This window comes from Kitasatospora sp. NPDC041988 (assembly GCF_055588525.1).
In genome coordinates this window covers 77,292-103,562 of record NZ_JBVJCO010000033.1, presented here as the reverse complement: position 1 = coordinate 103,562, position 26,271 = coordinate 77,292, and the positions used below count along the sequence as shown (strand labels likewise).

At 73.2% G+C, this 26,271-nt stretch carries 23 protein-coding genes and 1 tRNA gene; 11 read left to right on the top strand and 13 right to left on the bottom strand.

Annotated features, from left to right (window positions below; genetic code table 11):
- The 3 genes from ACZ6NC_RS28850 to ACZ6NC_RS28840 form a co-directional block, all read right to left on the bottom strand.
- On the bottom strand, window positions 1–2,018 hold a 2,018-nt coding region (locus ACZ6NC_RS28850), incomplete at its 3' end, for a heavy metal translocating P-type ATPase (RefSeq protein ID WP_465736685.1).
- Window positions 2,019–2,103: 85 nt separating this feature from the next.
- Window positions 2,104–2,322 (bottom strand): heavy-metal-associated domain-containing protein, encoded by a 219-nt coding sequence (locus ACZ6NC_RS28845; protein ID WP_465736684.1) that lies wholly within the window; start codon window positions 2,320–2,322, stop codon window positions 2,104–2,106.
- Between the two features lie 391 nt (window positions 2,323–2,713).
- Entirely contained in the window at window positions 2,714–3,034 is a 321-nt protein-coding gene (locus ACZ6NC_RS28840) for a PrsW family glutamic-type intramembrane protease (RefSeq protein WP_465736690.1), read from the bottom strand.
- Between the two features lie 106 nt (window positions 3,035–3,140).
- Between ACZ6NC_RS28840 and ACZ6NC_RS28835 the strand changes: the two genes are divergently transcribed.
- Window positions 3,141–4,316 (top strand): PP2C family protein-serine/threonine phosphatase, encoded by a 1,176-nt coding sequence (locus ACZ6NC_RS28835; RefSeq protein WP_465736683.1) that lies wholly within the window; start codon window positions 3,141–3,143, stop codon window positions 4,314–4,316.
- On the opposite strand, the gene dhaL is transcribed toward ACZ6NC_RS28835, so the two are convergent.
- Together dhaL and dhaK are read right to left on the bottom strand one after the other, a co-directional pair.
- Complete coding sequence (gene dhaL / locus ACZ6NC_RS28830) at window positions 4,307–4,939, bottom strand: dihydroxyacetone kinase subunit DhaL (RefSeq protein ID WP_465736682.1); 633 nt, start codon at window positions 4,937–4,939, stop codon at window positions 4,307–4,309. The genes ACZ6NC_RS28835 and dhaL overlap by 10 nt on opposite strands.
- 14 nt (window positions 4,940–4,953) lie before the next feature.
- Window positions 4,954–5,949, bottom strand: coding sequence for a dihydroxyacetone kinase subunit DhaK (gene dhaK / locus ACZ6NC_RS28825; RefSeq protein WP_465736681.1), 996 nt, complete (start codon window positions 5,947–5,949; stop codon window positions 4,954–4,956).
- Between the two features lie 160 nt (window positions 5,950–6,109).
- Here dhaK and dhaM point away from each other — a divergent pair, with 160 nt between their 5' ends.
- Entirely contained in the window at window positions 6,110–6,502 is a 393-nt protein-coding gene (dhaM, locus tag ACZ6NC_RS28820; RefSeq protein ID WP_465736680.1) for a dihydroxyacetone kinase phosphoryl donor subunit DhaM, read from the top strand.
- 20 nt (window positions 6,503–6,522) lie between these two features.
- Here dhaM and ACZ6NC_RS28815 read toward each other — a convergent pair whose 3' ends face one another.
- Window positions 6,523–8,238 (bottom strand): bifunctional 3'-5' exonuclease/DNA polymerase, encoded by a 1,716-nt coding sequence (locus tag ACZ6NC_RS28815; protein WP_465736679.1) that lies wholly within the window; start codon window positions 8,236–8,238, stop codon window positions 6,523–6,525.
- A 171-nt stretch (window positions 8,239–8,409) separates the two neighbouring features.
- Between ACZ6NC_RS28815 and ACZ6NC_RS28810 the strand changes: the two genes are divergently transcribed.
- Window positions 8,410–10,434, top strand: coding sequence for a M3 family metallopeptidase (locus tag ACZ6NC_RS28810; protein ID WP_465736678.1), 2,025 nt, complete (start codon window positions 8,410–8,412; stop codon window positions 10,432–10,434).
- Between the two features lie 42 nt (window positions 10,435–10,476).
- Here ACZ6NC_RS28810 and ACZ6NC_RS28805 read toward each other — a convergent pair whose 3' ends face one another.
- Window positions 10,477–11,943, bottom strand: a complete 1,467-nt coding sequence (locus ACZ6NC_RS28805; protein WP_465736677.1) for a glycoside hydrolase family 5 protein — start codon at window positions 11,941–11,943, stop codon at window positions 10,477–10,479.
- Between the two features lie 121 nt (window positions 11,944–12,064).
- A complete protein-coding gene (locus ACZ6NC_RS28800) occupies window positions 12,065–12,691 on the bottom strand; it encodes a TetR/AcrR family transcriptional regulator (protein WP_465736676.1) in 627 nt (208 codons plus the stop codon).
- A gap of 152 nt (window positions 12,692–12,843) precedes the next feature.
- Here ACZ6NC_RS28800 and ACZ6NC_RS28795 point away from each other — a divergent pair, with 152 nt between their 5' ends.
- Complete coding sequence (locus ACZ6NC_RS28795) at window positions 12,844–14,064, top strand: acyl-CoA dehydrogenase family protein (protein ID WP_465736675.1); 1,221 nt, start codon at window positions 12,844–12,846, stop codon at window positions 14,062–14,064.
- A 37-nt stretch (window positions 14,065–14,101) separates the two neighbouring features.
- On the opposite strand, the gene ACZ6NC_RS28790 is transcribed toward ACZ6NC_RS28795, so the two are convergent.
- The 3 genes from ACZ6NC_RS28790 to ACZ6NC_RS28780 all read right to left on the bottom strand — a co-directional run bounded on the left by ACZ6NC_RS28790 (window position 14,102) and on the right by ACZ6NC_RS28780 (window position 16,324).
- Complete coding sequence (locus tag ACZ6NC_RS28790; RefSeq protein ID WP_465736674.1) at window positions 14,102–14,689, bottom strand: hypothetical protein; 588 nt, start codon at window positions 14,687–14,689, stop codon at window positions 14,102–14,104.
- Between the two features lie 70 nt (window positions 14,690–14,759).
- The gene (locus tag ACZ6NC_RS28785) at window positions 14,760–15,569 is read right to left on the bottom strand and encodes an enoyl-CoA hydratase/isomerase family protein (RefSeq protein ID WP_465736673.1); all 810 of its coding nucleotides are present in this window, start codon (window positions 15,567–15,569) and stop codon (window positions 14,760–14,762) included.
- 68 nt (window positions 15,570–15,637) lie between these two features.
- The gene (locus ACZ6NC_RS28780) at window positions 15,638–16,324 is read right to left on the bottom strand and encodes a TetR/AcrR family transcriptional regulator (protein ID WP_465736672.1); all 687 of its coding nucleotides are present in this window, start codon (window positions 16,322–16,324) and stop codon (window positions 15,638–15,640) included.
- Window positions 16,325–16,580: 256 nt separating this feature from the next.
- Here ACZ6NC_RS28780 and ACZ6NC_RS28775 point away from each other — a divergent pair, with 256 nt between their 5' ends.
- On the top strand, window positions 16,581–18,056 hold the full coding sequence (locus ACZ6NC_RS28775) for an MFS transporter (RefSeq protein WP_465736671.1): 1,476 nt from the start codon (window positions 16,581–16,583) through the stop codon (window positions 18,054–18,056).
- A gap of 192 nt (window positions 18,057–18,248) precedes the next feature.
- Here the strand turns inward: ACZ6NC_RS28775 and ACZ6NC_RS28770 are convergent, their stop codons facing one another.
- Window positions 18,249–18,797 carry a GNAT family N-acetyltransferase gene (locus ACZ6NC_RS28770; RefSeq protein ID WP_465736670.1) on the bottom strand — a complete coding sequence of 183 codons (549 nt, stop codon included), beginning with the start codon at window positions 18,795–18,797 and terminating at the stop codon, window positions 18,249–18,251.
- Window positions 18,798–18,884: 87 nt separating this feature from the next.
- Between ACZ6NC_RS28770 and ACZ6NC_RS28765 the strand changes: the two genes are divergently transcribed.
- Window positions 18,885–19,517 carry a TetR/AcrR family transcriptional regulator gene (locus ACZ6NC_RS28765; protein ID WP_465736669.1) on the top strand — a complete coding sequence of 211 codons (633 nt, stop codon included), beginning with the start codon at window positions 18,885–18,887 and terminating at the stop codon, window positions 19,515–19,517.
- Between the two features lie 361 nt (window positions 19,518–19,878).
- Here ACZ6NC_RS28765 and ACZ6NC_RS28760 read toward each other — a convergent pair.
- Window positions 19,879–19,951, bottom strand: a tRNA-Arg gene (locus ACZ6NC_RS28760).
- 651 nt (window positions 19,952–20,602) lie between these two features.
- On the opposite strand from ACZ6NC_RS28760, the gene ACZ6NC_RS28755 reads away from it, so the two are divergent.
- From ACZ6NC_RS28755 to ACZ6NC_RS28735, 5 genes are all read left to right on the top strand, one after another.
- Window positions 20,603–21,151 (top strand): single-stranded DNA-binding protein, encoded by a 549-nt coding sequence (locus ACZ6NC_RS28755; RefSeq protein ID WP_465736668.1) that lies wholly within the window; start codon window positions 20,603–20,605, stop codon window positions 21,149–21,151.
- 346 nt (window positions 21,152–21,497) lie between these two features.
- Entirely contained in the window at window positions 21,498–22,955 is a 1,458-nt protein-coding gene (locus tag ACZ6NC_RS28750) for a Cys-Gln thioester bond-forming surface protein (protein WP_465736667.1), read from the top strand.
- A gap of 251 nt (window positions 22,956–23,206) precedes the next feature.
- Window positions 23,207–24,871 (top strand): energy-dependent translational throttle protein EttA, encoded by a 1,665-nt coding sequence (ettA, locus tag ACZ6NC_RS28745; RefSeq protein WP_465736666.1) that lies wholly within the window; start codon window positions 23,207–23,209, stop codon window positions 24,869–24,871.
- 109 nt (window positions 24,872–24,980) lie between these two features.
- Entirely contained in the window at window positions 24,981–25,439 is a 459-nt protein-coding gene (locus ACZ6NC_RS28740) for an acyl-CoA thioesterase (RefSeq protein WP_465736665.1), read from the top strand.
- 110 nt (window positions 25,440–25,549) lie between these two features.
- Complete coding sequence (locus ACZ6NC_RS28735; RefSeq protein WP_465736664.1) at window positions 25,550–26,242, top strand: DUF8185 domain-containing protein; 693 nt, start codon at window positions 25,550–25,552, stop codon at window positions 26,240–26,242.
- The last annotated feature ends 29 nt before the right edge of the window (window positions 26,243–26,271 follow it).

Here is a 26,271-nt window from a genome sequence, read left to right as displayed (position 1 = left end):
ATGGCCAGGCCCAGGTCGGCCCGGGCGAGGGCGGCCGCGTCGTTGACGCCGTCGCCGACCATGGCCACGACCCGGCCCTCGGCCTGGAGGCGCTGCACGATGGCGACCTTCTCCTCCGGCAGTACCCCGGCGATCACGTCCGCCGGCTTGATGCCGACCTCGGCCGCCACGGCCCGGGCCACGGCGGCGTTGTCGCCGGTGAGCAGCATCGGGGTGAGCCCAAGGGCGCGCAGCTCGGCGACGGCCTCGGCACTGGTGGGCTTGACGGCGTCGGCGACCTCCAGCACGGCCCGCGCCTCGCCGTCCCAGCCGACGGTGACGACCGTGCGGCCGGCGGCCTCGGCGTCCGCCATGGCCCGGGCCAGCGCCGGCGGGAGCGGCTGCGCGCGGTCGGCCAGCAGGGCGGCGCGGCCGGCGACCACGGTGCGGCCCTCGACGCTGCCCCGGACGCCGAGGCCGGGGAGGTTCTCGAAGCCCTCCACGCCGGGCAGTTCGCCCGTCCGGTCGGCGGCAGCGGTGGCGATCGCGGTGGCGATCGGGTGTTCGGAGGCGTGCTCGACCGCGCCGGCCAGGCGCAGCGCCTCGGTCTCGGTGACGCCCTCGGCGGTGTGGACGGCGAGCAGGGTCATCCGGCCGGTGGTGACGGTGCCGGTCTTGTCCAGCACGATGGTGTCCACCTTGCGGGTGGTCTCCAGCACCTCCGGGCCCTTGATCAGGATGCCGAGCTGGGCGCCGCGTCCGGTGCCGACCATCAGGGCGGTCGGGGTGGCCAGGCCGAGCGCGCACGGGCAGGCGATGATCAGCACGGCGACGGCGGCGGTGAACGCCTCGGTGGGGCTGTCGGAGACCAGCAGCCAACCGACCAGGGTGCCGAGCGCGATCAGGATGACCACCGGCACGAAGACGGCGGAGATCCGGTCGGCCAGGCGCTGGGCGGCGGCCTTGCCGTTCTGCGCCTCCTCGACCAGCTGGGCCATCCGGGCGAGCTTGGTGTCGGCGCCGACCCGGGTGGCCTCGACCACCAGCCGGCCGCCGGCGTTCACGGTGGCACCGGTGACGGCGTCGCCGACCGCGACCTCGGCCGGTACGGACTCGCCGGTCAGCATCGAGGCGTCCACGGCCGAGGCGCCCTCGACGACCACGCCGTCGGTGGCGATCTTCTCGCCCGGGCGGACCACGAAGCGCATCCCGACGGTCAGCCGGTCCACCGGCAGCCGGAGCTCCCGTCCGCTTCCGTCGTCCTGGAGGACGGAGACGTCCTTGGCGCCGAGGTCGAGCAGGGCGTGCAGGGCGGCGCCGGCCCGTCGCTTGGAGCGTGCCTCCAGGTAGCGGCCGAGCAGGATCAGCACGGTGACGGCGGCGGCCGTCTCCAGGTACAGGGTGGACGAGGCGTCGGTGGCGCCGACCGAGAGCGAGAACGAGTGCCGCATCCCGGCCATGCCCGCGTCGCCCCAGAACAGGGCCCAGAACGACCAGCCGAAGGCGGCCAGGGTGCCGAGGGAGACCAGGGTGTCCATGGTCGCGGCGCCGTGCTTGAGGTTGGTCCAGGCGGCGCGGTGGAACGGCAGCCCGCCGTGGACGACGACCGGGCCGGTGAGCGCGAAGGCCAGCCACTGCCAGTTGGTGAACTGCATCGACGGGATCATCGACAGCATGACCACCGGGACGCTGAGCACGGCGCTGACCAGCAGGCGGTCCAGCAGGGGGTCGGCCGGTGGCTGTTCGGACGCCGCGTCGGCGCCGGCCGCTGCCGCGGCCTCGGGGGCGGCGGCCGGCGGCGGGGGGAGTTCGGCGGTGTAGCCGGTGTGCTCGACGGTGGCGATCAGGTCGGCCACGCTGACCCCGGGCCCGAAGTCGACGCGGGCCTTCTCGGTGGCGTAGTTGACGGTGGCCTCGACGCCGTCCATCCGGTTGAGCTTCTTCTCGATCCGGGCGGCGCAGGACGCGCAGGTCATGCCGCCGATGGACAGCTCGACGCGCTCCCGTAGGGCTGTCACGCCCGGGGTGGAGGTGCTCATGCTGATCAGCTCCTAGGTCAGAGCGTACGGCGGGGGCGCGCGGTACGGGCCCCCGCCGTGGGGTCCGTCTTCGAGGGCTGGGGGCTCAGACGGACCGGCCGACCAGCTCGTAGCCGGCCTCGTCGACGGCCGCTCGGACCTGCTCGTCGTCCAGCTCGGCCGTCGCGAAGACCGTCACGGTGCCGGCCTTGGCGTCGGCCGCCACCTCGGTGACCCCGGTCAGCGCGGAGAGCTCCTTGCTGACCGAGCTCTCGCAGTGTCCGCAGCTCATGCCGGTCACGGTGTAGGTGATGGTGCTGGACATCGGGGCCTCCGGGAGGTCTGTGCCGCCGCGGGCACGTGCCCGGGCCGCTCTTTTGATAACACCATACCCCTGCGGGGTATTTCGCAGGGAAGGGGGTGATGTGGCGTGGATCGCATCCGGCCGCCGGCGACGCGGACGCGGTCCGAGAGCAGAGCGTATGCGCCTGAACACGCTGCGCCCGAATCCGCGCCGGGCGGCGGGCGGATTCGGGCGCGGTGCGGACCTGCGCGGTGGCTCGGGCGGGGGCGGCAGGGAACTGGGCCGGGATCGTGGCGCGCTCGCGGCGGACCAGCAGTCGCAGCCAGAGCAGGCCGCCGAGCGAGACCACGACCAGCCCCATGGTGTCGTAGAGCGTGTAGAGGTGGACCTGCTCGCCGGTCGGGTCCGGCAGCTAGCCGAGGTCGAACAGGGCGCGCTGCCAGTCGCTGGTGGTGGTCCTCGCGACCAGCCGGACCGCGATGCCGCCCGTCGAGTCCCAGGGCGCGTGCAGGAGCGCGACGCCGAGATAGGTGAGCGCGACCGGAAGGGTGAAGCGGAAGTGGCCGCCGCGCCGCTCGCGGAAGAGCACCCCGCCGAGGATCGCCGTCCACAGGATGTGGCCGACCGACGTCAGTACGCCGCGCCGGATCTCCGTCTCCACCAGGTTCTCGAGCGAGAGGCCCCGGATGCTGAGCGCCGCGTTGAACGCGTAGCCGCTTTGGTCGCACTGTATGACAAATCAGTCATTTCGGTACCGATTGGCCCAGTACGGGGAGGACGGGTCGGGCCGGCTCCGGGGTGCGGGGGTGAGGTGGCTGATCGTCCGTTATGTTCGATATGTGTTCCCGATCCGCCGAGCCCAGTCGCCCGCGGTCCCGACGGCCGCGGGACTGTCGCCGGGCCGGCGGCGCGGCGCGCTGCTCGCCGCCGACCTCCAGGACGTGCCGCTCTGGCGCCGGGCCGCCCCGGCGCTGATCGCGATCGTGCTGGTCGGGCTCGCGGACCTGCTCTCCGGCAGGGATCGCTACCTCGCGCCGCTGATGACGGTCGTCCCCACCATCGCCGCACTCACCCTGCGGCCGGTCGAACTGCTGCTGGTCTGCCTGCTCGGCCTCTTCGCCGTGTTCGGCCTCAGCCACTACGACCAGGTCGACAACGTCAACGACGAGCGCTTCCTCTACGGCGCGATGGTCAGCTACCTGCTGCTCACCGTGTTCTCCGCCTGGGTCGCCCACCTCAGGATGCGGCGCGCCGCGGCCTTCGCGGCCGTCAGCTCCGTCGCCGAGGCCGCCCAACGGGCGCTGCTGCGGCTGCCCGGCCCCGTCGTCGGACCGCTGCACCTCGCGGTGCGGTACGTCTCCGCCGCCGACGCCTCGCGGATCGGCGGGGACCTCTACTCCGTCCTGGACACCCCGCACGGCACCCGGGTGGCGGTCGGGGACGTCCGGGGCAAGGGCCTGGGCGCCGTACAGACCGCGGCCGTGGTGCTCGGCGCCTTCCGCGAGGCCGCGTACGACGAGGCCGGGCTGCGCGGGGTGGCCGCCCGGATCGAGGCCAGCGTCGAGCGGCACGCGCCGGACGGGGAGTTCACCACCGCCCTGTTCGCCGAGTTCCGCACGCCCGGCGTGATGGAGCTGCTCCAGTACGGGCACGTCCCGCCGATCCGGGTGGACCCGGACGGCAGGGTGCACGTCCTCGACGCGCCCGATCCGTGGGTGCCGCTCGGCCTCGGCCGGCTGGCCGCCGGCGAGCCGACCAGCTGGGACCAGCCGTTCGGCCAGGACGACGTGCTGGTGCTCTGCACCGACGGCGTGATCGAGGCCAAACACCGCCGGAACGGCGAGTTCTACCCGCTGGCGGAGCGGGTCGGCCCGCTGGTGCGGGGCGCGGCCCGCTCCTCGGCGGAGCTGGAGGCGGCCGTCGGCCGGGTCTACGCCGACCTGCTGGAGCACACCGGCGGGGAGCTGCGGGACGACGCCCTGCTGCTCCTGATCACCCGGACCGATCAGGTCTGAGCCGCGGTGACCTCGGCGAGGGCGCGGAAGACCAGGGCCGTCGAGGTCGCGCCCGGATCCTGGTGGCCGACGCTGCGCGGGCCCAGGTAGGAGGCGCGGCCCTTGCGGGCCTGGAGCGGCACGGTGTCCAGCGCGCCCTGCTCGGCCGCGTCCGCGGCCGCGCCGGCCGCCCGCGGCAGGCCGGCGCCCGCCGCCACCGCGGCCCGGTAGGCGGCCAGGGCCGGGGTCCAGGCGTCCACGATGGTCTTGTCGCCCGGCTCGGCCTTGCCGAGGTCCCGGACCGCCTGGAGGCCGGCCGCCAGCGCGTCGCCGAACGCGGCCGGTCCGGCCGGGGCGGGCAGGGCGGAGCCGAGGGCGCGGAAGGCCTTCCCGTACAGCGGGCCGGAGGCGCCGCCGACCTTGGAGATCAGCGTCGTGCCGGCCTTGGTCAGCACCGCCCCCGGGCCCGTCGGGTCGAGGCCGTCCAGTGCGGCCAGCACGGCGGTGAAACCGCGCTGCAGATTGCTGCCGTGGTCGCCGTCGCCGATCGCGGAGTCCAACTCGGTGAGCCGCTGCTGCTCCTTCTCGACGGCGGCGGCGATCGCGCGTACCCAGGCTTCGGCGAGCGGGGTGTCGACGTCCATGTCCGTCCCTCTTCTCAGGCCCGCTTGAGGGCGGGGGTGTCCACCGGGGCGTCCCACAGCTCCAGCAGCTCGGCGTCGGCCTTCGCCAGGGTGAGCGAGAACCCCGCCATGTCCAGGCTGGTGACGTAGTTGCCGACCAGGTTGCGGGCCACCGTGATGCCGCGCTCGGCCAGCCGCGCGGCCACCTCGCCGAAGACGATGTAGAGCTCCAGCAGCGGGGTGCCGCCGAGACCGTTCACCAGGGCGATCACCTCGTCGCCGGCGGTCAGGTGGTGGTCGGTGAGGATCGTCTCCACCACCTCGGCGGCCAGCTCGCGGGCGGGGCGCAGCTTCTCGCGGCGGCGGCCGGGCTCGCCGTGGATGCCGACGCCGACCTCGATCTCGTCCTCCGGCAGGTCGAAGCCGGGCTTGCCGGCCGCCGGGACGGTCGCGGCGGTCAGCGCGATCGCGAACGAACGGGAGGCGGCGTTCACCCGCTCGCCCATCGCGGCCACGTCGTCCAGCGTGGCGCCGCGCTCGGCCAGCGCGCCGGCGATCTTCTCCACCAGTACGGTCGCGCCGGTGCCGCGGCGGCCGGCCGTCCACGTCGAGTCCTCGACCGCAACGTCGTCGTCGACCAGCACGGTGCGGACCTCCAGGCCCTCCTCGGCGGCGAGTTCGGCGGCCAGCTCGAAGTTCATCACGTCACCGGTGTAGTTCTTCACCACGAAGACCACGCCCGCGCCGGAGTCCACGGCCTTGGCGGCGGCCAGCATCTGGTCCGGTACGGGGGAGGTGAAGATCTCGCCCGGGCAGGCGGCGTCCAGCATGCCCCGGCCGACGAAGCCGCCGTGCAGCGGCTCGTGGCCGGACCCGCCGCCGGAGACCAGCGCGACCTTCGATGCCGGTGGACGGAGGGCCCGGGTGATCACCCGGTTCGCGAGGTCCACCGTCAACTCCGGGTGGGCGGCGGCGAATCCGGCCAGTGCGTCCTCCAGGACGCTCTCCGGGGTGTTGATCAGCTTCTTCAAGACGCTTCGCTCCCTCGGCAGACGATGCTGACCCGACGCTACGCCGCACGGGGGGTGGTGGCACAAGGTGGCGCGCCCTTGGATGCGGCGCGGCGGGGGCGGGGCGACACGGGTGCCCGTCACTCGTGCGGAGCAGCGGGGCGGCCGTAGGGTCGGCGGTATGAGCGACTACGTGGGCATCGTCCTGGTCTCGCACAGCGCGCAGCTGGCCGCCGGGCTGAAGCAGCTGTTGAGGGAACTCGCCTCGGACGCGGTGCGGGTGGTGGTGGCGGCCGGCACCGAGGAGGGCGGGCTCGGCACCAGCTACGACCTGATCGCCCGGGCCGTCACGGAGGCGGACGGCGGGGCGGGCGTGGTGGTGCTGCCGGACCTCGGCAGCTCGGTGCTGACCGCCGTCACGGTGCTGGAGGACGAGCCGCGGCCCGGGGTGGTGCTGGTGGACGCGCCGTTCGTGGAGGGCGCGGTCTCGGCGGCGGTGACCGCCTCCACCGGGGCGGCGCTGGCCGAGGTGGTGGCGGCGGCCGAGGAGGCGCGGGCCTTCCGCAAACTGTGAGGGGCCGCGAGCCGTGGCCGCTACTTGGCGTCGGCGTAGCAGTCCACCACGGCGGTGCTGAGCGGGAAGCGGACCGGGGTGTCCCCGAAGACCAGCTGCCGGGCCTCGTCGGCGGAGGCGGTGACGGCGGCGGCCACCTCGTCGGCCAGGTTGGCAGGGGTGTGCACGATCACCTCGTCGTGCTGGAAGAAGACCAGGTGCGGCCGGTCGGCCGGATCGGCCACCGGCAGGGCGCCGAGCCGGCGGCGCAGCGCGGCGAGGAGGGCGAGCGCCCAGTCGGCGGCGCTGGCCTGGATCACGAAGTTGCGGGTGAAGCGGCCCCGGGCGCGGGCCGAGCGGCCGCCGGCGTCCCCGGCCGTCTCCGGGGCCTCGGTGAGGTCGAGCCAGTCGGCGGAGGGCGGCGGGCAGACCCGGCCCAGCCGGGAGGCGACCACGCCACCGTCCTCGCCGGTGCGGGCGGCCGCCTCGACGTAGCCCATGGCGGCCGGGTAGCGGCGGCGCAGGGTGGCGAGCAGCGGGCCGATGTCGCCGCTGGTCTGCCCGTACATGGCGCCGAGCAGGCCGAGCTTGGCCTTGTCGCGGTCCCCCTGGAAGGCGGAGGCGGCCAGCGCCTCGTAGAGGTCGCCGCCGGCGGCGGTGCGGGCCAGGCCGGCGTCCTGGGAGAGGGCGGCGAGGACGCGCGGCTCCAGTTGGGCGGCGTCGGCGACGACCAGCAGCCAGCCCGGGTCGGCGACCACGGCGCGGCGCAGGATGCGCGGGATCTGCAGGGCTCCGCCGCCCCGGCTGGCCCAGCGGCCGGAGACCACGCCGCCGACCACGTACTCGGGGCGGAACCGGCCGCCGCGGGCCCAGGCGTCCTGCCAGGCCCAGCCGTGCGCGGCGTGGATCCGGGCGAGCTCCTTGTAGCGGACCATCAGCTTCGCGGCCGGGTGGTCGACCGCCTTCAGCTCCCAGGACCGGGTGGAGCCGAGCTGGATGCCGCGGTCGGCGAACGCGCGCAGCACCTGGCTGTGCGAGTCGGGGTTGAAGGGGCGGCCGCCGAGGGCCTGTTGGAGTTCGGCGGCCAGCTCGGCGAGCAGCTTGGGCCGGCTGCCGGGGACGGTGGGGCGGGGGCCGAGCAGCTCGGTGAGCAGCCGGTCGTGGACGTCGGCGCGCCACGGCAGGCCGTCGTACGCCATCTCGGCGGCGACCAGCGCGCCGGCCGACTCGGCGGCGGCCAGCAGCCGGAACCGGGAGCGCGCGCCCGGGTCGGTGATCGCGGCCAGCCGGCGCTGCTGCTCGGCGTGGACGGCGACGACGGCAGCCAGCGGGTCGGCGCCGGGCGGCAGCTGCAGCCGGTCGGGGGCGAACAGGGTGTCCTGTCCGTCGTCGTACTCGGCGGAGCCGGGCTCGGGCAGGTCGGCCGGGACGGGCAGGCCGCGGAGCCGGGCCCAGGCGGCGCCGAGCGAGCGCGGCGCGCCGAACCGGCCCTCGTGGGCCAGCAGGAGCGCCTCGACCAGCCGCAGGTCGTGGCAGCGGGCGAGCCGGTCGGGCAGCCGGGGGAGCAGCGGGGCGTAGGCGCTGTCGGTGGCGGCCCAGACCCAGCGCACGGTGCCGGCCCGCTCGGCGGCGGCGACGGCGGTGGCGAGGTCGGGGGCGGCGGTGGGCGGGCCGACCGGGGCGCCGGCGTCGTCGAGGGGCTGGAGCCGGCCGCCGGGGCCGTGCGGGTCGGGGACGAGGGCGATCCGGGGTGCCATGGGGGCTCCTCCTCTCGGGCGGACGGGCAGGAACCTCGACGGTAGCCGGTGGGTACGACAATGCCGTCCGGACGGCGCGCGCGCCGGGTGGTGCGCCGCTGCCCGGGCGGTGCGCCGCCGACCGGCCGGGGGCCGTAGGCAGCGCCGGTGACACCGCGTAGGGTCGTCGAAATGACCGAGAATCCCTTCTTCGAGGCCAGCACCCTGGTCTACGAACTGCCGCCCTTCGCCGAGATCCGGGAAGAGCACTACCTGCCCGCCTTCGAGCGCGGGATGGCGGACCAGCTCGCCGAGATCGCCGTGATCACGGCCGATCCGGCGTCGCCGACCTTCGACAACACGGTGGCCGCGCTGGAGCACTCGGGGGCGCTGCTGCGGCGGGTCCGGGCCGTCTTCGACAACCAGTCCTCCGCGGACACCTCGCCGCTGGTGGACCAGGTGGACGCCGAGACCAGCCCGAAGCTGGCGGCGCACGCCGACGCGATCCTCCTGGACGCCGCGCTGTTCGCCCGGATCGAGGACCTCTACGGGCGGCGTGCGGGGCTGGAGCTGGACGCGGAGTCGCTGCGGCTGCTGGAGCGGTGGCACACCGCTTTCGTCCGGGCCGGTGCCCGGCTGGGCGCCGCCGAGCAGCAGCGGCTGCGCGGTCTGAACGCCGAACTGGCCACCGCTTCGTCGGAGTTCCGGCAGAACGTGGCGGCCGACTCGAAGGCCCGTGCGCTGGTGCTGGACTCCGCCGAGCAGCTGGCCGGGCTCTCGGCGGACGCGATCGCCGCCGCCGCCGAGAATGGCCGGGCGCTCGGGCACGACGGCAAGTACGTGCTCAGCCTGAAGAACTTCTCCAACCAGTCCGAGCTGGCCTTCCTCACCGACCGCTCGGTGCGCGAGCGCCTGCTGGCGGCCTCGCTGGGCCGCGCGATCGGGACCAACGGCCCGCTGGCGATCCGGATGGCCGCGCTGCGCGCCGAGCGGGCCCGGCTGCTCGGGTACGACACGCACGCCGCGTACGTGGTGGCGGACGAGACGGCGGGCAGCGTCGGGGCGGTGGACGGGCTGCTGGCCCGGCTGGTGCCGCCGGCGGTGGCCAACGCCCGCCGGGAGGCGGAGGAGCTGGCCAAGCTGGCCGCCGCCGACGGGATCGAGGAGATCGCCGCGCACGACTGGGCGTACTACTCGGAGCAGGTCCGGCAGGCCTCGTACCAGGTGGACGCGGCGGCGCTGCGCCCCTACTTCGAGCTGGAGCGGGTGCTGCGGGACGGCGTCTTCTTCGCCGCCAACCTGGCGTACGGGGTGACCTTCACCGAGCGGCCGGACCTCGTCGCGTACCACCCGGACGTGCGGGTCTTCGAGGTGTTCGAGGAGGACGGCGGCTCGCTGGGCCTCTTCCTCGGGGACTTCCACGCCCGCGCGTCCAAGCGCGGCGGGGCCTGGATGGACGAGCTGGTCACCCAGTCGCGGCTGCTGGGGAAGCGGCCGGTGGTGTTCAACAACCTGAACGTCGCCAAGCCGCCGGCCGGGGAGCCGGTGCTGCTCTCCTGGGACGAGGTCCGCACGCTGTTCCACGAGTTCGGGCACGCGCTGCACGGGCTCTTCTCGGACGTCCGCTACCCGTACTTCGCGGGCACCGCCGTGCCGCGGGACTTCGTCGAGTTCCCCTCGCAGGTCAACGAGATGTGGATGGTCCGGCCGGAGGTGCTGGCCAACTACGCCAAGCACCAGGTGACGGGTGAGCCGCTGCCGGCCGAGCTGGTCGAGCGGATGGCCGCGGCCGAGGGCTTCGGGCAGGGCTTCCGCACCGTCGAGTACCTGGCGGCGACCCTGCTGGACTGGGCCTGGCACACCCTGCCGGCGGGCCAGGAGGTCGCGGACGCCGAGGAGTTCGAGGCGGCGGCGCTGGCCAAGGCCGGTGTGGCGGTGGCGGCGATCCCGCCGCGCTACCGGACGGCGTACTTCTCGCACATCTTCTCCGGCGGCTACAGCGCGGGCTACTACGCGTACATCTGGTCGGAGGTGCTGGACGCCGAGACGGTGCAGTGGTTCGAGGGCAACGGCCGGAGCGTGCGGGAGAGCGGCGAGGTGTTCCGCCGCGAGCTGCTGTCGCGCGGGGACAGCCGGGACGCGCTGGACTCCTTCCGCGCGGTGGTCGGGCGCGACCCGCAGACCGGCCCGCTGCTGGCGCGCCGCGGTCTGGCGTAGTGCGGTCGGAGGGTGGCCCGCGCACGGCGGGCCACCCAAGTCCTAGCGGGGCACGACGGTGACGGTGACCGGGGTGCCCGGGAGGGTGCGCGGGAGGCGGATCCGGGCGGTGCCGGCCCGGTCGCCGGCCGGCTGGTCGAGGTCGACCCGGGCGCCGGACGGGGTGACGGTGATCCGTACGCCGGTGGGGAAAGCGGCTGCGGGCAGGGCCAGTTCGGTGGTGTGGCCGGTGCCGTCGGCGGTCCAGCGGACGGTGTGGCCGGCGGCCGTCGTGGTGGTGGCCGGGTCCGTCCCGGCGACCGCCGTCGGGTAGGGGCCGAAGACCGGTTCGTCGCCGGGTGCGGGGCGGCCGGCCGGGTCGAGCGCGCAGTAGCCGCCATTGCCCCGGCACCAGTACCACATCGCCCAGCCGGCGGCGAAGCCGTCCATGGCCGCGACCTGCCGGCGGACCAGCCGGGTGTTGCCCGGCCTGCGGGAGTCGGGCGGCCCCCACTCGCCGACCAGGACCGGCAGCCGGTGGGCGGCCGGGTAGGCGGTGACCGCGGCGGTGTACCGCTCGACGAAGCCGCCGTTCTCGTCCCAGTCGGCGCCGGACTCGACCGCGGTGTCGTAGAAGTGCGGCGCGTAGCCTAGCCGGGGGCCGCCCTGGCGCGGGTCGGTGAAGCCGGGCAGTCGGGTGGGCACGCCCTGGCCGACCAGGACGGTCGGTTCGACGAACAGCCAGGCGCGGGTGTCCGCTTGGCGCACGGCCCGGATCAGCCGGCGGTACATGTCGGCGAGCCGGCCCTGTTCGAGGGCTGCGGAGGCGGCGGCGAGCACCGCCGGGTCGGTCGGGTCGCCGTCCACCGGGCCGAACGGCTCGTTGAACAGGTCGTAGCCCAACAGGGAGCGGTGGCCGCGTAGTTCGCGGGCCAGCCGGGTGTAGAAGTCGGCCTGCCAGGCGCGCAGGTCGGGGTCGTCGTAGAGGTGGCGGAAGGCGGCCTGGACGGCGGGCTGAAAGTAGCCGGCGAACCAGTCGTCCGGGTCCGGGGTGAACGGCAGGCCGTCGTCGCGGGTGGCCCAGAGCGGGATGCCGCGGTCGCCGCCGCCGAACTTCGGCCCGTAGACGTCCTGGTGGAAGTCGACCAGGGCCAGTACGCCGTACCGGTCGGCCCAGCCGAGCAGCCGGTGCAGGCGGGCCAGCTCGCTCCGGTCGAGGCGGCCGCGTTCGGGCTCCAGCCTGGTCCAGGAGACGGCCACCCGGATCAGCGTGAAGCCCTGCTCCGCCAGGGACTTGACGTCCTGCTCGGTGGCCTCGGCGTACTTGTCGAGGTTGAAGCCGCGCAGCTGGAGCCGGCGGCCGGAGGCGTCGGTGAGGCTGGTGCGGCCGTCCGGGGCGGTGGCCGTCCCGGTGGGGAACTCCGCTCGGTGCGGTGTCGCGCGGGCCGCGGCCGGGGTGGCGGCGAGCGGCGTGGTGAGGACGGTGGTGGCGGCGAGCAGGAGGGCAACGGCGGTGCGGCGCAGGCGCATCGGGACCTCACAGGATCTCGCGGGCCGAGGCTCGCGGGCCGGGGGTGGGGCCCGATGATGCCCGGATCGCCGTGTACTGCACAAGAGTTCGGGCCGGGTTCGGCGTCTGCCGGCGCGGGGATCAGGCCGTCGGCGGCTCGGCGGCCGGGGTGGGAAGGACGGCGGTGGGCAGGTCGGCGGCGGCCGCGAGACGGCCCCAGAGCAGGTCGGCGAGCGCCTGGACCATCCGGGTGCGCGAGCAGGGTCTCGACTCCAGCCACCAGTCACCGGCCGCCAGCACCATGCCGGTGATGCCGCGGCCCCAGGCCTCGGCGAGGAGTTCGCGGTCGGCGCCGAGGTCGACCTGGCTCTCGACGGCCCGGGTGATCTCCTCCGCGATCTGCCGCAGCGCCGGGGCGAGCGCGTGGCCGACGCCGCTCGGGTCTCCGGGCTCGGGGTGGGTGAGGAGCCGGTAGACCTGCGGGCGGGCCTCGATCCCGGCCAGGTAGGTGTCCAGTACGTGCTCGACCCGGTCGCGGCGCTCCAGCGGCTCGCTGAGCGCGGCCCGGACGGCGGCCAGCAGGCCGCCGGTGTGGCGCTCGGTCAGCGCCCGGATCAGGCCGTTCCGGTCGCCGAAGTGGCGGTACAGGATCGGCTTGGTGATCCCGGCCTCGGCGGCGATGGCGTTCATGCTGGCGGTCGGGCCGTCCCGCTGGATCACCCGGTCGGCGGCGTTGAGCAGCTGCTCGCGGCGGGGCTCTGGGGACATGCGCTGCTCCTCGGTCGGGCCGTTGACATCAGTTACCAATCAGTAGCAGACTCCCTCGATGTTACCGGGGGTAACACCCGGCGTGGCCGCGTCGGCAGCAGCCGGCGGCGGGCCGCCTCCCGGCAGCCGGCTCTTCATCGGAGGTATGCATCATGGGCACGTTCTCGCTGGACCCGGGCGCGGACCAGCTCGCCGTACGCGACTGGCTGCACGGCTTCGCCGCCGACGTCATGCGCCCGGCCGCGGCCGAGTGGGACGAGCGGGAGGAGACCCCCTGGCCGGTCATCCAGGAGGCCGCCAAGCTAGGCATCTACTCCCTGGACTTCTACGCCCAGCAGTACTTCGACCCCTCCGGCGTCGGCATCCCGATCGCCATGGAGGAGCTGTTCTGGGGCGACGCCGGCATCGGCCTGTCCATCGTCGGCACCACGCTGGCCGCCGTCGCGGTGCTCGCCAACGGCACCGACGAACAGATCGGCACCTGGGCGCCGCAGATGTTCGGCACCCCGGACGACGTCAAGGTGGCGGCGTTCTGCTCGTCCGAGCCGGACGCCGGCTCCGACGTCTCCGCGCTGCGCACCCGGGCCGTCTACGACGAGGCCACCGACGAGTGGGTGCTGAACGGCACCAAGACCTGGGCCACCAACGGCGGGATCGCCGCCGTCCACGTCGTGGTCGCCACCGTCGACCCGGCGCTCGGCGCGCGCGGGCAGGCCTCCTTCGTGGTGCCGCCGGGCACGCCGGGGCTGAGCCAGGGCCAGAAGTTCAAGAAGCACGGCATCCGCGCCTCGCACACCGCCGAGGTGGTGCTGGACGCCGTCCGGGTGCCCGGCCACTGCCTGCTCGGCGGCAAGGAGAAGCTCGACGAGCGGCTGGCCCGGGCCCGCGAGGGCACCCGGAGCGGGAAGGGCAAGAACGCCGCGATGGCCACCTTCGAGGCCTCCCGCCCGGCCGTCGGTGCGCAGGCGATCGGCATCGCCCGGGCGGCGTACGAGGTGGCGCTCGACTACGCCAAGACCCGGGTGCAGTTCGGCCGGCCGATCATCGACAACCAGGGCGTGGCCTTCCAGCTGGCCGACATGAAGACCCGGGTCGACGCGGCCCGGCTGCTGGTCTGGCGGGCGTCCTGGATGGCGGCCGGCAACCAGCCGTTCACCGCGGCCGAGGGCTCGATGTCCAAGCTCTACGCGGGCGAGACCGCCAAGTGGGTCACCGCGCAGGCGATGCAGATCCTCGGCGGCAACGGGTTCACCCGCGAGTACCCGGTGGAGCGGATGCACCGGGACAGCGCGATCTACTCGATCTTCGAGGGCACCAGCGAGATTCAGCGGCTGGTGATCGCCCGGGCGATCTCCGGGATGCCGATCCGCTGACCGCGGCCGGCGGCGGTCAGGGAGTGTCGGACACGCCCTAACGGGCCGCCCAGAAGGTGAGCCCGGCGGTGAGGGCGCCCACCACCGCGCCGACGATCGTCTGCGCGGTGGTGTGGTCCCGCAGCACCACCCGGGACCAGCCGATCAGGGCCACCGGCGGGGCGAGCACCAGCCACCACGGGCCGAGCGCGATCGCCAGGCAGACCACCGCGCCGCTCGCCACGGCGGTGTGGACGGAGACCTTCCACCAGACGGTGATCACCAGGATCGGCACCAGCGAGGCGAACATCGCCAGCACCATCGCCGTCAGGTCGGACGGCGCGTCCAGCCGGAGCATCACCGCGAAGGCGGTCAGCACGGACCCCATGATGAAGGGGAACACCGTGAGCCGCCGCTGCCGGTGGCCGACGTGCCGGTCCTCCAACGTGCCCTTGCGGATGCCGCGCCGGATGAACAGGGTCGGGATGACGGCGGCGAACAGCGCCGCGAACAGTGCCCAGCCGAGGCCCCGCCAGCCGTAGCGCAGGACGCCGAGCAGCGGCAGCATAGCGATGATCACGTTCTTCGGCTCGACGCCGTCGGTGACCCGGCGGGCCCAGAGGGTGGTGCTCGTCGGCGTGGTCATCGCGGTGGGTGCTCCCGGCGGCTCGGCTGGACCTTCGATCGGATGATCGTAGTGGTCCGTGTGCGAGTGATCAGAACCGTGGCGGGCGGCCCTCCAGGAAGGCGGCGAGGCCCTCGCGCACGTCCGGGGCCTCCCGGGAACGGCGCTCCCAGGGCCGCAGCGCCTCGGCGGCCTCCTCCGGCGGGACGCCCAGCGCGGCCTTGACCGCGCCGATCGTCTGCGGCGAGCGCTGCGTCAGCAGCCGGGCGAACTCCAGGGCGTCGGCATCCAGTTCGGCGGCGGGCAGGACCCGGTCGGCGAGGCCGATCGCCGCGTTGCGCGGGCCCGTCAGCAGCTCGCCGGAGAACAGCAGGAGCTTGGCCCGGGAGGGCCCCACCAGCCTGGCCAGCCGCAGGGTGGGGACGGCCGGGTAGACCACCCCGAGCTTGGCCGGGGTGATGCCCATCCGCGCGTCGTCGGCGACCCACCGAAGGTCGCAGGCGACCGCCAGCTGGCAGCCGCCGCCGACGCAGGCGCCGTGCACCACCGCGATCGTCGGGTGCGGGAAGTCCGCCAGCGCCTCCTCGGCGGCGACGTTGACGGCGTGGTACGCCTCCGCGTGGTCCGGGTCGGCGTAGACCTCGGACAGCTCGGCGATGTCCGCGCCGGCGCTGAAGGTGCCGCCGGCGCCGGTGACCAGCAGGGCGCGGACACCGGGCTGTTCGGCGATCCGGAGCAGGACCTCGGGCAGCGCCTGCCAGATCGCCAGGGTGATGGCGTTGCGGCGGGCCGGCCGGGAGAACTTCAGCACGGCGAGGCCGTCCTCGCCGACGTAGGCGCGGAGGCCGTCGACGTGGGTGGGCAGCGGGGAGCGGTTCCGCGTGAGCAGCGGCTGGTCCATGCGCACCTCCGGAGATCGTGGTGCGGCCACTCTCTCAGGCGGTGCGGGCGAGGCCCCGACGTGGGGCCTCAGACGGGGACCCGGGGCGGGCGGGTGCCGTAGTCGCCGAGGCCGTGCTCGACCAGGTCGAAGGCGCGCTTCGCATTCTCGACGGCCTCCGGCAGCACCTCTGCGGCCCGCTCGCCGGCCATCATCCGGCGCTGGTTATCGCTGGTCAATGCCGCCCGGACACCGAGCAGTTGGGCGGCCGCAGCGTGGGCGAGGACCGGGTCGCCCGCCGGGTCCTCGGCCAGCAGCTCGGCGGCCAGCAGCTCGTTCGCCATGTGGCCGAACGCGGTGGTCGCGCGCAGGGCCAGCGCGGGGGTGCGGTGGATCAGCCGCACCACGTCGACGGTGAACCGGTCGTCGTTGAGGCCGGTGGCCGGGTCGAACTCGGCCAGCGCGGCCAGGAAGTGGGTGCGCAGCGCGGCCACCACCGAGGTGCCGGCGGCGCGGTCGCGCACCACCCGGGCGGGCTCGTCGGTGTGCTGCTCCATCGGTGCCATGACCAGGTCTTCCTTGGACGGGAAGTAGTTGAAGACGGTCATCTTGGAGACCTCGGCGGCGGCGGCGATCTCGGCCACCGACACCTCGTCGAAGCCCCGCTCGGCGAACAGGGCGATTGCGCTGTTCCAGATCCGGCGGCCCGTCTGGCGCTTCTTGCGCTCGCGCAGGCTCAGCCCGTCGGGGGCGGTGGTCTCACTTCGCTTCGCCATGACGCGACTGTACCAGGGCTAAACATGTACCGAGATCAAGCATGTACGAGGTCAGAATGTGTGTCGAGTCAGAAGATTGGTTTGGTCTGAAGATTGGTCGGGATGAAGAATTGACCGAGTCAAAAAACCCTGCCATGGTGGAGCCGTGCCGCCGGGCCGGGCCTTCCCGGTGCGGCTCGGCTCCTGCTCGATCGCCCGAATTCCGCTACCCCCGGGGGGACTTCCGATGGCCGCCACCGTGCCGGCAGCAGCTCTGATGACGGAGCCTCAGCGCAAGCTGGGCATGCTGCTCTGCCTGATCACGATCATCCTGGCCGTGCTCGACATGAACATCGTGTCGGCGGCCACCGTGCCGATCGTCCGGGACCTGGACCCGGTCCACGGCGTCGACCGGCTGCCCTGGCTGGTCAGCGCGTTCGCGCTGGCCGCCACCGCGCTGCTGCCGCTCTACGGCAAGCTCTGCGACCTCTACGGCGCCAAGCGGGTGCTGCTCGCGGCCGTCGGCACCTTCCTGTTCGGGTCGGCGCTCTGCGGGGCGGCGCAGTCGATGGAGCAGCTGATCGCCTTCCGGGCCGTCCAGGGCATCGGCGGCGGCGGGCTGATGAGCGTGACCATGGTGGTGATAGCCCAGCTCAAGGACGCGGAGGAGGAGAAGAAGGGCGGCGGGGGCGGCATCGGAGGCATCGTCGGCGGTGCCGGCATGGCCATCGGCCCGCTGGTCGGCGCGCTCCTCGCCGACCACCTCGACTGGCGCTGGATCTTCTACGTCAACCTGCCGCTCGGCCTGCTCGTCCTGGTCGGCGCCGCCCTCCTGCTCAAGCTCCCGAAGGGGGCCGGCAGCCGCGGCCTGGACTTCCTTGGCGCCACGCTCGCCGCCGCGTTCGCCACCTCGCTGCTGCTGCTGACCGAGTGGGGCGGCAAGGACTACGCCTGGACCTCCCCGCAGATCCTCGCGCTGGCCGTCGCCACGCTGGCCTTCCTCGGCCTGTTCCTCTGGCGGCAGGCCACCGCGGCCGAGCCGGTGCTGCCGCTCTCGCTCTTCCGCGTCCCGGAGATCCGGATCGGCTTCGCGGTCCAGGGCCTGGTCGGCATGGGCCTGATGGGCGCGATCATGTACGTGATGCTGTACCTGCAGGTCGCCCGCGGCGTCGCCGCGACCTCGGCCAGCCTCTACCTGATCCCGATGGCGACCGGCATGACGGTCGTCGGCGTGGTGGTCAACCGGCTGACCGCGCGCGGCCTCCCGGCCAGGACGCTCCTGGCCGTCGGCGGGGTCTGCGCCACCGTCGCCCTGCTGCTGCTCGGGCTGAGCGGCCCGGACACCTCGCTCTGGCTGGTGCGGGCCGAGCTGATGCTGCTCGGCGTCGGCCTCGGCCAGCTGATCGGCCGGCTCATCACCGTCGTCCAGGACGCCGCTCCGGCAGACCAGTTGGGTGTGGCCACCACCGGCATCCGGTTCTTCCAGACGCTCGGCAGCGCACTGGGGGCGGCGCTCTTCGGCACCGTGCTGGCCCGGGTCTTCGAGGGCGGAGAGCCCGGTACCCCGCTCGGCGCGGTGGGCCGGATGGCCGGCGCGGCCCGGGAGCACGCGGTGCGGAGCTTCGTCGACGCGGTGGACGTGGTCTTCCTCTCGGCGGCCGGGGTGATGGCGCTGGTCGTGGTGCTCGCGCTGCGGCTGCCGCGGCAGCCGGTGGAGGAGCCGGCCGTCGAGGAGCGGGTGCTCGCCGCCTGAACCCGGCCGGTCGGGGCCGGGGTGGTTTCCGTGGATCGGCGCGGGCCCGGTGGACTTCGGTCCGCCGGGCCCCTGTTGTATCCGCGCCGCCGGGCCGGGGGGCCGCCGCGGGGCGGGCGGCGGGTCCGGCGGCAGGTCCGGCGGCAGGTCGGCCGGGGTCGGCCTGGGAAGGGCGGTTGATCAGGCGGTGGGTCAGGCGGTGGGCTTCCACTCGTGGGCGAGGAGCGACCAGACCTCCTTGTCGTGCCGGACGCCGTTGTGCGGGTAGTGCTCCCGCATCGTGCCGTCGAGCTTCATGCCCAACCGCTGGGCGAGCGCCCGGCTGCGGAGGTTGGCCGGGCTGGTGTACCACTCGATCCGGTGCATGCCCCGGGTGGTGAAGGCGTAGTCGATCAGGTGGCGGACGGCGGTGCCGACCAGGCCCCGGCCCTCGCCGGCGGGCTCCGTCCAGACCCCGATCTCGCAGTTGCCGGCGGCGGTGTCGAACTGCGGGAACATCACGCCACCGACCAGGGTGCCGTCGACCCAGATGCCGTAGATCCGGCCGGCGTCGGCGGCCTGCCGGTCGGCGTAGCGCTGGAGGGTGGCGCGGGCCGAGTCGAGGTCGGTGGAGTAGCCGGCCCAGCCGATCCACGGGTCGGTGTGGGCGCGGGCGCGGTCGATGTGGGCGAGGAACTCGGGGGCCTGCCACGGTTCCAGGGGGCGCAGTTCGGCATTGTCGGCGAGCGGGACGGTGAACATGGGCAGGCCTTTCGAAGAGCGGTCCGGTCGGCGGTCCAGGGTGGTCCATACATACATAACAAACGTTTGGTATGTACGATAGCCCCCATGACGCCAGCCCGTGGAGACCATGACGCCCGTCGCCTGGAAGTCTCCGAGGCGGTCTGGCGGGTGCTCTCCTCCCGCGGCTTCGAGGGGCTGACGCTGCGCGCGGTGGCCGTCGAAATGGGGGCCTCGACCGGGCTGCTGACGCACTACTTCCCCAACAAGCGGGCCCTGGTGGCCTATGCGCTCGACGAGCTGGACCGGCGCTCCCTCGAACGCCCGCGCCGCACCGCGCCCGCCGACGGCAGCCCGCCGCCGCCGGCCGGGCTGGCCCGGCTGCGCGCGGCGCTGCTCGACATCCTCCCGCTGGACGGGCCGGCCACGGCCGGCAACCGGATCTGGGTCGGCTCCTGGGACGTCGCACTGGCCGATCCGGAGCTGGCGGACGCGCACGCGGCGCGGTACGCCCGGGCGCGGGAGGCGCTGACCGGGCATGTCGCGGCCGCGCAGCGGCTCGGCGAACTGCCCGCCGGGGTGGATGCGGCGCAGCTCGCGGCGGGGGCGCAGGCCTTCGCGCTGGGGCTGGTGGTGCAGGCCCTGTTCGCCCCGGCGGAGTTCCCGCCCGCGCGGCAGGAGGAGCTGCTGGACGCCTATGTGGCGGGGCTGGTGGCCTCGGGGGCCCGGCCCGGGTCGTAGCGCGGGCCCGGCCGGGGTGCAGCGCGGGTCGTGTGGCGTGCGGCCGTGGCCCGCGGTTGTGGCTCACAGTCGCGGCCCCCTGGCCCACGGCGGTGGGCGCGTGTCCTCGGGTCGTGGCCCGGTGCTCGTCGGCTGCTGCCGGCCCGGGGCCCGGCGCCGGATCGGCCCGCGGTTTCCGTTCGAGTCCGACCCGTCCCGGTGGTGCGGTCGGCCGGTGCCGGTGTTTCCCGTGAGGTCGTTTCCGGTGTCGCCACAACACGCATTGTCACGGGTTATGTGCGGTCGGTGTGCGTGCTTTTCCCGGCGGCCTGGCCGGCATAGGCCCCACCGGCGTGGTGGCCTGCGGGAATTCGCGCGTGGGTGCCCCCAGCAGGATTCGAACCTGCGACCTACCGCTTAGAAGGCGGGTGCTCTATCCGCTGAGCTATGGGGGCGGGACGGGCGGCGCCCTGGCGGGCGTGACCGTTGCCGGGATCGGGCGACGGGCGCGTGCGGCGCCCGCTGTCCGGCCCCGTACCTGAGGGTGGGGGGTGGGGGTTGGCGGACCCTTGCCCTGTCGGGACAGGATAAGGGTGTCCAGTTCCTCGGCCGGGTGTAACGACACCGTCGCGGGTGTGTCGGCTTCGGTGGAGCGGTCCGATAATCGCAGGTGAAGGCCGTACATGCAGCGGTCTGGCGGTCTTCGGCGCCGGACGTTGTGCAGTCGTTACGGGGCTGCCGCCCCACCCGTTATGGATTCGGCACGGAGAAAGTGCCGCCGTCACCACGGGTGGGGGGCCGTATTCGGGTTCGTTCGGTCGGATGACGTGGGCGGACGGCCGGCCGAGCCACCCTTGGGGGTGTCCTGCCGGGGCGGGAAGCGGGGCGTTTGTTGTCATGGCCGCGCAGAAGAGGGGCCGGAAGTAGTACCGCAAGGCCGAAATTCACCCCTGTGAGTGACGCCGGTTTTCCACAGGGCCGACTTGTCCACAGGATTTCCGATCTCACTGGTCCGGATTTCTCCGGAAGTGCACTCTCAACTCGCGCCGGTCGATTCCGTACGGTGCATCAGAGAGAACGGAGCGTGTTCTGTGAACGGGACTCAGGTGACGGTGATCGGCAATGTCGCGACCGAGGTGACCTACACGCAGACGGCCGCCGGAGTGCCGGTGGCGAACTTCCGGCTGGCGTCGACGGAGCGGCGTTACGACCGGCAGAAGGAGGGGTGGGTGGACGGCGAGACGCAGTGGGTGACGGTGACGGCGTGGCGGGCGCTGGCGGGTCATCTGATCGGCTCGCTGTCGAAGGGGGATCCGGTGGTGGTGAGCGGCCGGCTGAGGGTGCGTGAGTGGACGGACGGCGAGGCCCGGCGCAGCCGGGTCGAGATCGACGCCCGATCGGTCGGGCACGATCTCAGTCGTGGTACCGCGGCCTTCAAGTGGGCGGCGGGGGTGCGGGGTGAGCCGCCGGGCGGTGGCGGGGAGGCGCTCGACGAGGCGGTGCCCGGGTGGATCGCGGACGCACTGCAGGCTCGGAAGGTCTCGGCGCTGGCGCCGGCCGGGGCCCTGCCGACGGGTGCGGGGGAGGCTGCGGTGGCAGAGGAGCGGGTGGACGGCATGCCGACCGTGGGTGAAGGACAGGTGGCCTTGATCTGACGCCCAGGAGATCTCAACTGTCGACAAATATGTTGATCGAGACGGTTGTTGGGCCGCACGAGCAATCCCGGATCGGTTAACCGAAAGCTCCCGACTTTCTGGTTGATCGTCAGATTGTGTGGATGATGGGATGGTTGATAACGATCCAGATACGGAATGGTCCTGATTTCGCATGGGGGTTTGCGCGCCTCCGGGGCTCAATAGGATTCGTCTGGTTCACACAAGTGCAGCGGCGCCACAGGGGGCGCGGCAATGCAAGGCGGGCAGCCCATCGGCATGGCCCGGCCCGGAGGGATCCCACATGTTCCAGAGGCAGGGGCGGAGTCTTCCGCGCATAACCACTGTCATGCTCACGACCGGCATCGCGCTGGGCGGAAGCCTGTTCGCGGCGGGTACGGCGGTTGCGGCCGACGCGCCCGGCGCGGGTGTCACGGCAGTGATCCAGCCGACCATGGAGGCCGAGGAGATCACCGTCGACGGCCACGGCCTCCAGGGTGGTCTGTTCACGCTCAAGACGCCGAACGGCTCGATCCAGACGTACTGCATCGACATCGACCACCCGGTGAACATCACCAGCGGGGTCGAGTACCAGGAGTCCGACTGGAAGTCGAGCTCCCTCGGTGCGAAGGACAAGGCTCAGGACGCCGCCAAGATCCGCTGGATCCTGGAGAACTCCTACCCGCAGGTGACCGACCTCGTGAAGCTGGCCAAGGACGCCGGCGTCGACGGTCAGCTCACCAAGGAGGACGCCGCCGCCGGCACCCAGGCCGCGATCTGGAAGTTCTCGGACGGCAAGAACGCCGTCCCGAAGGACTCGCAGGCCAAGCAGCTGCGCGACTACCTGGTCAGCGAGAAGAACAAGGGCATCGCCGCCGAGCCCAAGCCCTCGCTGAGCCTCACGCCGGACTCGGTGTCGGGCAAGCCGGGCAACAAGCTCGGTCCGTTCACCATCAACTCCAGCGCCTCCGAGGTGAAGCTGGCGGTCGCCGGTGACGCCGCGGGCAAGGTGAAGCTGGTCGACAAGGACGGCAAGCCGGTCACCGGCCTGACCGGCCCGGTCGCCAAGGACACCCAGCTGTTCCTGGACGTCCCGGCCGGCACCCCGGACGGCGCGGCCACCGTGACGGCCAACGCCGAGACCGTCGTGCCCAGCGGCCGCGTCTTCCTCAGCAAGGGCTACACCCCGGCGAAGCACAGCCAGACCATGATCCTGGCCGGCTCCAGCAAGCTCAGCGTCTCCGACGCCGCGAAGGCCACCTGGAAGCAGGGCAAGGGTGCGCTGGTGGACAGCGCCGCCCAGGTCGAGTGCGACTCCAACGGTGTCCGCGTCTCCGTCGCCAACGGCGGCGACGAGGCGGCCGACGTCACGGTGACGCCGGGCAAGAAGGTCACCGTCCAGCCGGGCAAGGTCGAGAGCGTGGTCGTCCCAGTCGCGGAGGACGCCGCCTACGACATCACCGTCACCGGCCCGAACGGCTTCAGCAAGGAGTTCAAGGGCATCCTGGACTGCAAGGTCACCAGCGTGACCACGCCGACCGGCACCCCGTCGGCCGCCCCGACCACCCCGGCCGCCACCACCCCGGCTCCGGCCGGTACGCCGTCGGCCGGCGCCACCACCACCGCTGCCAAGCCGGCTCCGGTCGCCACCAGCCCGGCCCCCGGCACCACCGGTGGTCTGGCCCAGACCGGTGGTAACGACGCCACCCCGGTGCTCGCCGCCGTCGCCGGCGGTCTGGTCGTGGCCGGCGGTGCCGCGGTCTTCGTCCTGCGCCGTCGCGGCCGCCACGGTCGCAGCGCCGCCTGAGGCAACAGCGCACCGAGGTCCTGAGCTCCTGAGGGCCTGAAGCACTCCGGCCCGGCCCCCGCATCCGTTGCGGGGAGCCGGGCCGGAGTGCGTTCCGGCTGGGTGCGGGGGGAGGCGGGGTGGCAGATGCGGCGCAGGGATCGGCCGGATACCCCGGTGGGGCACGGCAGTCGGTTCGGGTCTCGGGGCCGGGTGCGGCACAATGGAAGGCTGCAAGCCGAATACTCCCGACGACGCCGGAGCGATCTCACGTGGCGGAATACATCTACACGATGCGCAAGGTGCGCAAGGCGCACGGAGACAAGGTCATCCTTGACGACGTGACGCTCAGCTTCCTCCCCGGGGCGAAGATCGGCGTTGTCGGCCCCAACGGCGCCGGCAAGTCCACCGTGCTGAAGATGATGGCCGGCCTGGAGCAGCCCTCCAATGGCGACGCCTTCCTCTCGCCCGGGTTCACCGTCGGCATGCTGCTCCAGGAGCCGCCGCTGGACGAGTCCAAGACGGTTCTGGAGAACGTCGAGGACGGCGTCAAGGAGATCAAGGGGAAGCTCAACCGCTTCAACGAGATCGCCGAGCTGATGGCCACCGACTACTCGGACGCGCTGCTCGACGAGATGGGCAAGCTCCAGGAGGACCTGGACCACGCCAACGCCTGGGACCTCGAGGCCCAGCTGGAGCAGGCCATGGACGCGCTGGGCTGCCCGCCCGGCGACTGGCCGGTCACGAAGCTCTCCGGTGGCGAGAAGCGCCGCGTGGCGCTCTGCAAGCTGCTGCTGGAGGCCCCCGACCTGCTGCTGCTCGACGAGCCCACCAACCACCTGGACGCCGAGTCGGTGAACTGGCTGGAGCAGCACCTGGCCAAGTACGCCGGCACCGTCGTCGCCGTCACCCACGACCGGTACTTCCTGGACAACGTGGCCGGCTGGATCCTGGAGCTCGACCGCGGCCGCGCGATCGGTTACGAGGGCAACTACTCCACCTACCTGGAGAGCAAGCAGTCGCGCCTCAAGGTCGAGGGCCAGAAGGACGCCAAGCGCGCCAAGCGGCTCCGGGAGGAGCTGGAGTGGGTCCGCTCCAACGCCAAGGGCCGTCAGGCGAAGTCCAAGGCGCGTCTGGCCCGCTACGAGGAGATGGCGGCCGAGGCCGACAAGATGCGGAAGCTGGACTTCGAGGAGATCCAGATCCCGCCGGGCCCGCGTCTGGGCAGCATCGTCATCGAGGTGGAGAACCTCAACAAGGCCTTCGGTGAGAAGGTCCTGATCGACGACCTCAGCTTCACCCTGCCGCGCAACGGCATCGTCGGCATCATCGGCCCGAACGGCGCCGGCAAGACCACGCTGTTCAAGATGCTGCAGGACATGGAGACCCCGGACTCCGGCACCGTCAAGGTCGGCGAGACCGTCAAGATCAGCTACGTCGACCAGAGCCGGGCCAACATCGACCCGAAGAAGACGCTCTGGGAGGTCGTCTCCGACGGCCTGGACTGGATCAACGTCGGCCAGGTCGAGATGCCGTCCCGCGCCTACGTCTCGGCGTTCGGCTTCAAGGGCCCGGACCAGCAGAAGCCGGCCGGGGTGCTCTCCGGTGGTGAGCGCAACCGCCTCAACCTGGCGCTCACCCTCAAGCAGGGCGGCAACCTGCTGCTCCTCGACGAGCCCACCAACGACCTCGACGTCGAGACCCTCTCCTCGCTGGAGAACGCGCTGCTGGAGTTCCCCGGCTGCGCCGTGGTCATCTCCCACGACCGCTGGTTCCTGGACCGGGTGGCCACCCACATCCTCGCCTACGAGGGCGAGAGCAAGTGGTTCTGGTTCGAGGGCAACTTCGAGTCGTACGAGAAGAACAAGATCGAGCGGCTGGGCGCCGACGCCGCCCGTCCGCACCGGGCCACCTACAAGAAGCTGACCCGAGGCTGACACCCAGCTGTCACAACGGCCCGGCAGACTGCCCTCCTGGGCGGCCTGCCGGGCCGCGGCCCACCGCCACAGCCGCGCGGAGGGTCACCGGACGTCGAGGAGAACACCCGTGGCACGCCACATCTACGCCTGTCCGCTGCGTTGGTCCGACATGGACGCCTTCGGGCACGTCAACAACGTCGTCTTCCTGCGCTACCTGGAGGAGGCCCGGATCGACTTCATGTTCACCCAGGCCGCCGCGGCCGGTGCCGGGGAGTTCGCGGGCGGTTCGGTGGTCGCGCGCCACGAGATCGACTACAAGCGGCCGCTGGTGCACCGGCCCGAGCCGGTCACCATCGAGACCTGGGTGACCAAGATCGGCGTCGCCTCGCTGACGGTCGCGTACGAGATCAAGGACACCGCCGAGGACGGCACCGAGACGGTCTACGTCCGGGCCTCCACCGTGGTCGTGCCCTACGACCTGGCCGAGGGCCGGCCGCGCCGGATCAGCGAGGTGGAGCGGGAGTTCCTCGGCCGCTACACGGACGATCACAGCCTGGACGCGGAGCCGGTCGGCGCGGCTGCCTGAGCCCGGGCCGACCGGGCCGACCGGCCCCGGCCTGCCCAGGGCCGCCCGGCCCGGCCGGTTCGGCCTGGCGTACGACCAACCACCGACACACGGATTCGAGCTGACACGCGTTGACCGGTACCGCCCCCCTCGCCCTCGCCGATGCCGGGGAGGCCGCCGACCTCGCCGCCTTCCTGGTCCGGCTGCTCCGCTTCGACAAGGCAGCGGCGGTGCGGTTGCAGGCGGTACCCGCGGCGGACGGATCGGGCGTGCTGGCGGTCTTCGGGCGGCTTCCGCTGGGCAGTTCGGGCGCGCTGGCGATCCGCACCGCGCGGCTGACCGCGCTCGGCGGGCCGGCCGACCGCACCGTTTCGGCGGGCCGGCTGCTGGACGGCCTGGACGAGCGGGCGAACACCGCCGCCCTGCCCGCCGCCGTCACCGGCCCGGCCTGGGCCGGCCTGTTGCCGCCGCGCACCGGCTGGCGGCTGCTCGGCGAGCCGCCGGTGGCCGAGGTGTACCCCGAACTGATGGCCGGTGTGCGGGAGTTCCGCGAGCGCAGCGAGGCCGTACCGGTGCACCACCGGACCCGGGCGGTGCTGGACGCGCTGGCCGACGAGATCTGGTCCCGGCCGGTGACCGCGCTGCCCGAGCTGCCGCTGCGCGCCGCGCACGCGGCCTTCGTGATCGGCTTCCTGAAGCCGGCCGCCCCGCTGACCGTGCACCGGGCCGGCGGCTGGCTGCGGCTGAACGCCCCGGCCGGGTCGGTGGCGGTCCGCACGGCGGCCGCGCCCGGCGCGGGGCTGGGGCTCAGCCCGGTCCGCTAGGGCCCTCGGTCCGGAGGCACACGCTGTCG

What these genes read in the sequence shown, in the direction of transcription:
- ACZ6NC_RS28805 (WP_465736677.1), bottom strand. Translation starts at nt 11,943, where the DNA reads ATGCGCCTGCGCCGCACCGCCGTTGCCCTCCTGCTCGCCGCCACCACC.
- ACZ6NC_RS28780 (WP_465736672.1), bottom strand. Translation starts at nt 16,324, where the DNA reads ATGGCGAAGCGAAGTGAGACCACCGCCCCCGACGGGCTGAGCCTGCGC.
- ACZ6NC_RS28775 (WP_465736671.1), top strand. Translation starts at nt 16,581, where the DNA reads ATGACGGAGCCTCAGCGCAAGCTGGGCATGCTGCTCTGCCTGATCACG.
- ACZ6NC_RS28795 (WP_465736675.1), top strand. Translation starts at nt 12,844, where the DNA reads ATGGGCACGTTCTCGCTGGACCCGGGCGCGGACCAGCTCGCCGTACGC.
- dhaL (WP_465736682.1), bottom strand. Translation starts at nt 4,939, where the DNA reads ATGGACGTCGACACCCCGCTCGCCGAAGCCTGGGTACGCGCGATCGCC.
- ACZ6NC_RS28750 (WP_465736667.1), top strand. Translation starts at nt 21,498, where the DNA reads ATGCTCACGACCGGCATCGCGCTGGGCGGAAGCCTGTTCGCGGCGGGT.
- ACZ6NC_RS28815 (WP_465736679.1), bottom strand. Translation starts at nt 8,238, where the DNA reads ATGGCACCCCGGATCGCCCTCGTCCCCGACCCGCACGGCCCCGGCGGC.
- ACZ6NC_RS28765 (WP_465736669.1), top strand. Translation starts at nt 18,885, where the DNA reads ATGACGCCAGCCCGTGGAGACCATGACGCCCGTCGCCTGGAAGTCTCC.
- dhaM (WP_465736680.1), top strand. Translation starts at nt 6,110, where the DNA reads ATGAGCGACTACGTGGGCATCGTCCTGGTCTCGCACAGCGCGCAGCTG.
- ACZ6NC_RS28845 (WP_465736684.1), bottom strand. Translation starts at nt 2,322, where the DNA reads ATGTCCAGCACCATCACCTACACCGTGACCGGCATGAGCTGCGGACAC.
- ACZ6NC_RS28785 (WP_465736673.1), bottom strand. Translation starts at nt 15,569, where the DNA reads ATGGACCAGCCGCTGCTCACGCGGAACCGCTCCCCGCTGCCCACCCAC.
- ACZ6NC_RS28790 (WP_465736674.1), bottom strand. Translation starts at nt 14,689, where the DNA reads ATGACCACGCCGACGAGCACCACCCTCTGGGCCCGCCGGGTCACCGAC.
- ACZ6NC_RS28800 (WP_465736676.1), bottom strand. Translation starts at nt 12,691, where the DNA reads ATGTCCCCAGAGCCCCGCCGCGAGCAGCTGCTCAACGCCGCCGACCGG.
- ACZ6NC_RS28810 (WP_465736678.1), top strand. Translation starts at nt 8,410, where the DNA reads ATGACCGAGAATCCCTTCTTCGAGGCCAGCACCCTGGTCTACGAACTG.
- ACZ6NC_RS28770 (WP_465736670.1), bottom strand. Translation starts at nt 18,797, where the DNA reads ATGTTCACCGTCCCGCTCGCCGACAATGCCGAACTGCGCCCCCTGGAA.